At 35.7% G+C, this 6838-nt stretch carries 4 protein-coding genes; all 4 read right to left on the bottom strand.

Features of this window, described 5'->3' with window-relative positions; genetic code table 11:
* Nucleotides 1-145: 145 nt before the first annotated feature.
* Genes P4L16_04660 through P4L16_04675 form a run of 4 tightly spaced genes read right to left on the bottom strand, consistent with a single transcriptional unit; the run spans nt 146 to nt 6566 of the window.
* Entirely contained in the window at nt 146-1297 is a 1152-nt protein-coding gene (locus P4L16_04660) for an ATP-binding protein (GenBank protein ID MDR3624415.1), read from the bottom strand.
* Nucleotides 1298-1357: 60 nt separating this feature from the next.
* Nucleotides 1358-2341: a 2-oxo acid dehydrogenase subunit E2 gene (locus P4L16_04665; protein ID MDR3624416.1), complete on the bottom strand. Its 984-nt coding sequence runs from the start codon at nt 2339-2341 to the stop codon at nt 1358-1360.
* Nucleotides 2338-4791 (bottom strand): 2-oxoglutarate dehydrogenase E1 component, encoded by a 2454-nt coding sequence (locus P4L16_04670; protein MDR3624417.1) that lies wholly within the window; start codon nt 4789-4791, stop codon nt 2338-2340. Before P4L16_04670 ends, P4L16_04665 begins: the two co-directional genes overlap by 4 nt.
* A complete protein-coding gene (locus P4L16_04675; protein ID MDR3624418.1) occupies nt 4788-6566 on the bottom strand; it encodes a hypothetical protein in 1779 nt (592 codons plus the stop codon). The genes P4L16_04670 and P4L16_04675 overlap by 4 nt, the downstream gene beginning before the upstream one ends.
* Nucleotides 6567-6838: the final 272 nt, after the last annotated feature.

Raw genomic sequence — 6838 nt, forward strand, 5'->3', positions numbered from 1 at the left:
ACTTCTTGCGTAATTACATTTGCTTGTTAAAATTGTCTTTTTTGACATCTTTATCGTTAAATTTTTCAACCATATGTTCACATATGCTTGAAAAATTTATCAATAAATCTACTCAAAAAATTTCAATTTTTCTAAGCAAATGTAATTACGCAAGAAGTCTAATGAATGAAAACTTTAGCCAAATTGCAAGAAGAGGATCATCAAAGATTACACTCCCCTTACCATGACCCTCTTCATCCAATATTCCCTTTGTTTTAAGAGCTTTAAATGCAGAGGCAAGAGCTGGTGTACTTGCTATCTCATATTTTGCAAGGTGTTCCTTTGCAAAAACCTGTTTTTCTTCGATTGCAGCCAGCCTAAGAGCTCTTTGTTGCGTTAGGGATAAAGATGCTAGTAGCGTTTGATAAGCATAAGCATTTTGTTGTACAACTTTTGTCAAAGTAGAATCAACCTCTTTAATTCTAATATGAGTGTAACCCTCTGCTAAGAGATGAAAACATACCATTTGAACATAATTAGGTGTGTCTTGAACTAATTTTCTAAGATGATTTACTGCGTTCCTTTCACAATTAATACCAACATCCAAAAATCGCTTTATGACCCAATCAGTAAACTCCTCACCAAAAACTGGAAATTCAATAGGTTGACAAGATCTGTAAAAAGGCCTTGCAGGATTGTTTAGCATATCATGTATCATCATTCTTCTAGAGCCTGTAAACAAAAAAGTTGTATTTTTCTTTTGCTGCATGTGAGTTCTTAAAGTGGCCTCAAGCCATCCATTATCATCAATTTCTGTTATCTTTTGAAACTCATCAATTACGATAATAACGCGCTTACCAAGTGATTCTAAATCCGCTAAAAGGTCTTGAATGCTCTCTTTTATTTCTTTTTCTTCCGGTGGATTGAGTGCAAAACCAAGTGAGGGTTGCCCTGTTACTTTATCAAAATCAGCAGTAAGCTTTGGGCGCACATCAATAAGCAACTTTCCCATTTTTTTTAAGTGGTCCAGCCAGCTTTTCTTAAGAGATAGTGCTCTCAATATTTGATGAAAAAAGTCTTTGTGCGATGTAATGTTGAATATATCAACAAAAAGTGTAGAAAAAGAATCTTTTTCTAAGTCTTTTAATAAGTTCAAAACAAACGAAGTTTTTCCAAAGCGCCTGGGCCCTATCAAAATTACATTGATATGGTTTACAAGAAATTGTAAGACAAGTTGGGACAAGTTTTCTCGAGGAAGATAATACTCTCCCTCAACAGGATCTCCAAATTTAAACGGGTTTATTGGCATCTTTTTCATGTTACAATAAGTAACAGATTTGTTACTTATTTACAAATACTTTCTTGTTCTATATACACATCATATTCCCAGAAAGAGACGAGCTGGGTCCTCAAGAGCCTCTTTTATGTGGACTAAGAACGTAATTGCTTCCTTGCCATCAACTAAGCGATGATCATAGGTAAGTGCCAAATACATCATAGGACGAATAACGATCTGGTCATCAATAACAACGACGCGTTTTTCAATTTTATGCATCCCCAAAATACCACTTTGAGAGCCATTGAGAATGGGTGTAGAAAAAAGTGATCCAAAAACACCCCCATTTGTTATGGTAAAAGATCCTCCCTGAAAAGCATCAGCAGATATTATCCCCTCACAAGCTTGTTTTGCAAATATATCTAAATCCCTTTCAATCTCTGCAAATGAGCGTATATCACAATTTCTTATAACAGGAACAACAACCCCTCTATCCGTACTAACAGCTATACCTATGTCATAATCGTTTCGCTGAACAATAAATTCACCCTCGATAGAGGCGTTGAGAATAGGAACCATCTTTAATGCCTCTACTGTAGCCTTTGCAAAAAAAGACATATAACCAAGATGAACCTTGTGCTCCTTTTCAAAAAGTTCTTTATAAGAATTTTTCATCTCTATTATCTTAGACATATCTACTTCATTAAAAGTTGTAAGCATTGCAGTTTTTTCTTTGGTAAGAATCAACTTACTCGCAATGAACTTTCTGATAGGACTCATTGGATGCTTGATACTTCTTTTAGCTTCCTCTTTTACAACAGGTATGCTCTCAATTTGTTTGTGTAGAGCTTTTGTCTCTTCAATAAAACCAATGACATCACCAACTTTTACTGTATCATTTTCTTTGACAGCATAAAAAATATCGCCTTCTACTGGAGCATAGAGTATCTGTGTTGCTTTTTCTGTCTCTAACTCAACCAATTCTTCGTCTAAAACAATATGTGAGCCATTTTCTTTTAAGATACGGCCAATTGTTGCCTCTGTAATTGACTCACCCATTGAAGGGACTTTAATTTCTACCTTCATTCAAACACTTTGCTCATAATAGATTCATACTCTTGTAAATGAAGCGCATGCGATCCCACAGCAGAAACTGCAGCTTCTTTTCTTCCTCTATAACCGAACTTATGTTTTGTATTCAATAATTGCTGCAAACGAGGCTGCATAAAACTCCATGCTCCCATATTCTGAGGCTCTTCTTGTACCCAAAAGACCTCTTCTATTTGCTGATACGTACTAATGATACTCTTAAGATTCTCCTCATGAAGCGGATACAATTGTTCTATGCGAATAATGGCAATATCACTTCTACATCTATTCTCTCTTTCTAAGATAAGATCATAAAAAACTCTTCCACTACAAAAGAGAAGTATTTTTGCACTTCTATATTTTTCTAAATCATCCAATATCTCTTCAAACTTACCTGAAGAAAGCTCTAATAAGAGGCTTTTACATTTTTCATACCTTAAAAGGCCCTTAGGAGTAAATACAATGAGAGGAGAAGATCTTTTTTTATAAACCTGTTTTCTTAAAAGATGAAAAAACTGTGCTGGTGTCGTAGGATTTATAATTTGCATATTCCCATCCCCTGCAAGCTGTAAAAACCGCTCCATCCTTCCAGAAGAGTGCTCAGGTCCTTGACCTTCATAGCCATGAGGTAAAAATAACGTGATATTAGAAGACTTTTCCCACTTCTGCTTTCCTGCTGCAATGTACTGATCTATAATAACTTGCGCCTCATTACTAAAATCACCATACTGCGCCTCCCAAATAACAAGTCCCTCCAAGTAAGAAAGGCTATAACCATATTCAAAACCAAGGATTGCAAATTCTGAAAGGGGCGAATTGTACACGCTGAACAAGCCTTGATCTTCCTTTAAATGATTCAAGGGAATATAACACTCATCTTCCTTGTCTTGGTCCACCCATACACAATGTCTTTGACTAAACGTTCCTCTTTGTGAATCCTGCCCAGAAAGCCTCACATGCTTTTTTTCTAAAAGAAGCGTTGCAAAGGCAAGCTGCTCGGCCATTGCCCAATCAATACCTTGACGCTCTTCTATCATTTGAAGCCTATTTTCCATAAGCTTAACAATTTTTTTATGAAGATGAAAATTTTGGGGAATAGAGCTAAGTTTATAAGCAACTTCTTGTAATATAGACTTACTGACAGAAGTGTTTACTTTCTCAAAAAGATCTTCTGAATGAGCTTTTGGAACATCTTGATTTTCTATCTTTGTCTCTTTAATAAATTCTAATTCTTTTTGCAAACGGCTACTATACTCTCTTTCAAGGGCTTTAACAAGATCTTCTTGAACACTTTGCTCTCTCAATAGCTTTTGAACATATAAATGACGGATAGACTTTTTTAATTTAATTGATCGATACTCTAAGGGCTGAGTAAAGCTTGGATCATCACTCTCATTGTGGCCATATTTACGGTAGCAATTTAAATCAATGAACACATCTGTGTGAAATTGATTACGCAGTTGCACGGCAAGAGAAGAGACTAATAGGCACTGCTCTGGATCTTCTACATTAACATGAAACACAGGCACATCAAACGTTTTTGCAATATCTGTACAATAACTTGTAGACATATAGTCTTTAGGTATAGTTGTAAAGCCAATTTTATTATTAATAATAATATGAATTGTACCTCCATTCCCATATCCAGGAAGTTTTTGAAGCTGCATAGTCTCATATACAATCCCTTGACCACAAATTGCAGCATCTCCGTGAACTAAAATGGGTATTACTTGGTTTTGTTCTCTATCATCCTTTTTTACCTGCTTTGCATGCACCTTTCCCTCAACAATAGGATCTACTGATTCTACATGGCTTGCATTAGGTGCAAGGGCAATATGAACCTTGTGAGACGAGCGTAGCATGATGTCAGAAGAAAATCCTTTATGGTATTTTACATCTCCACTACTCTCAAAGTACATTTTGTTTACATCATCTTCAAATTCACTAAAGACCATTGCATAGGACTTATGCAGCACATTTACCAATACATTTAATCGCCCTCTATGGGGCATACCAATGACAAAATCTCTTGCACCCTCATCTGCACTTTTTTCAATAATCGTTGTAAGCATAGGTATAAGCGTTTCTGCTCCTTCCAGAGAAAAACGTTTTTGCCCTACATATTTTGTGTGCAAAAAAACTTCAAAAAGTTCTGCTCGGCTCAATTGCAAACAAAGCTCAAGCTTTTCCTTTTCTGTAAACACCGACGATAAAGATTTCTCTTCTAATGCCCTTTGGAGCCATTCTTGTGTTTGATGGGTAAATTCGATCCTCATGGTGCCACAAGTTATATTTCCAAGAGATGCCTCTTTTTTCTCCTCAAGAACATTTGAAAAAACAGATTTCCATGAACTGTCTACACTTTTGTTATCTTTGCAGTATTCTTCATAAAGCCTTTCAAACAACAAAGGATTCTCTGCAAAATTGAATATAAGTTTTTCACTCATAATGACTGCGGGGCTACATCGAGTTTTACAGCAACAAATTTACGCATAAATTTCTTGTGCTGCTTTTGATATTGAAAAGAGCAATCATCAATAAGTTCTTTAAGGCGAAAATCTCCTTTCATTTGCTTTAACAGCTTCCATGTAGGGCTATCTTCTGTAAGGCTCAATTTATTAGAAGAAGGCACTATTAAACGATTGAGGATTTTATTAAAATCTTCTCTAAGTTTTGTATTAGCATCCTCAGAAAGTTCCTCCCTGTCGAAGGCCTTAAGCTTTTCAAGTAAAGAGCCACTCAAAAGACCTTTTGCTCCTTGCTCTAAAATTCTTTGCTTAATGAACTTTTTAAATTCTTTAAAAAACTCATCCTCTGGACACTGCTTTGTAAAATTATAAGACTTTACAAAAGCTAACCTATTTGTAGAGGCTCTTGCCTCTGCAACTAATGCTTCTGCAACGATTCCGCCAATCCATTGTTGTTGATTTTTGGTAATAGTATAATCCTTTTGCAAAGCCAAAACATCAAATGTAATCCTTAAAAGACTTGCTATAATTGTTGCGATCAGTACAGCAAGAACTGCATAAGGCGCCGTAAACATTCCTAAAACTACAGCCGCTGTGCTTGCAATGAGTGCAAGTAGCGACGATAACATCATATTTCGCTCCCTTTGCATTTCATCACGCACAGCTATAATCCACTTTATTCCAGCACTTATCATCTTTTCTAATTGCTTTTCTAAAGCCACTTTTTGCTCTATTAAAGCTTTGCAATCTTCAGATGCCTCAGGAAGGGCTTCCAAGATATCTAACCTTTCTATAACTTCATCAAGAGAATGTTGAACATTTTCTATGTCTTGCATGACTTTTTTATAATAGGGCACGCCTTCTTGCTTATAAAATAATTTACTTTTAATATGATAACTCCATTCTTTTACCAAGCGCCCTTCATATCTTCCTGATAAAAAAATTTCAAAACTAACAGATTCTCCTTTATGCTGTACTCTTAACTCATTATTTTCTTGCCGTATCTTATTATCCAAGTCTTGAATGGCTTTTAAAGTATCTAAAAGCCTTTTTTGATTCTCTTCTTTAGTCGAAAGCAATTTATCGATTGTAGACAAATTACGCGAAATATAAACGGTATTTATAATGCCCTTAACCGTATAGAGGACTTGAAGCAACAGCCTAATGACTAATAGAGGTAATGACAAAACAGGAGCTACAATCCTACCTGCAATGGATGAAACTGTTCCAAAGCTTATAGCTAAAAAGCCAACCAATGCAGATAGAAAATTTAAAACGCCCTCTACTTTATCATAAAAGGTTCCCCAAATGAATATAGAGCGTAATCTTTCAACTTCACCTTTCAATGCTGCACCCTTCGTAAAGCCACCTATACTACTCATTGCAATACCATATACTTTTAGGCCCGTATTTAACACTTTTAAACCTACATCTAAAAGTGAATCTGCCTCTTTTTTAGGACTTGGTGGCTCTGGTGGCAATGGCTTGCCCAACATGGCTATTTTTAATCCACTGTTGAGTATAGTGCGAGCCTGACCAAAAATATCAATATACAAGAAGCCCTTTCCTATTTGTCTTGCCGAAAATGGAAACTTGCTTCTTATCCTCTCTATTATCGTCGGAGCATTTTGTTCCTTTGCAACTTTGCATACCCTTACAACTATCTCTGTAAGTTGTGCAGACACCTTAACTTCTGGTGCAGGTTGCTGTACAATAGGTAGTGATTCACGTACTCCTCCAACTCCCTCTGACATACCGATTCTCCAATTTTTTAGTATATATATTGCACCGTAGCATAAACTAATAAAAATACAAATGTTGTTTGTGCCATTCACTACTTTTTTGCTATACACAAACAAGCTCAAGAATTGGTTTGTGTATACAATAGACTTCTTGCATAATTAGCTTTGCTTAGAAAAATTGAAATTTTTTGAGTAGATTTATTGATAAATTTTTCAAGCATATGTGAGCATATGGTTGAAAAATTTAACGATAAAGATGTCAAAAAAGACAATTTTAACAAGCA

Source organism: Chlamydiales bacterium, assembly GCA_031292375.1.
GTDB lineage: Bacteria > Chlamydiota > Chlamydiia > Chlamydiales > VFKH01 > JARLHF01.

Bases quoted from the DNA above. Each gene is read 5' to 3' on its own strand.
- P4L16_04675 (MDR3624418.1), bottom strand. From the start codon at position 6,566: ATGTCAGAGGGAGTTGGAGGAGTACGTGAATCACTACCTATTGTACAG.
- P4L16_04665 (MDR3624416.1), bottom strand. From the start codon at position 2,341: ATGAAGGTAGAAATTAAAGTCCCTTCAATGGGTGAGTCAATTACAGAG.
- P4L16_04660 (MDR3624415.1), bottom strand. From the start codon at position 1,297: ATGAAAAAGATGCCAATAAACCCGTTTAAATTTGGAGATCCTGTTGAG.
- P4L16_04670 (MDR3624417.1), bottom strand. From the start codon at position 4,791: ATGAGTGAAAAACTTATATTCAATTTTGCAGAGAATCCTTTGTTGTTT.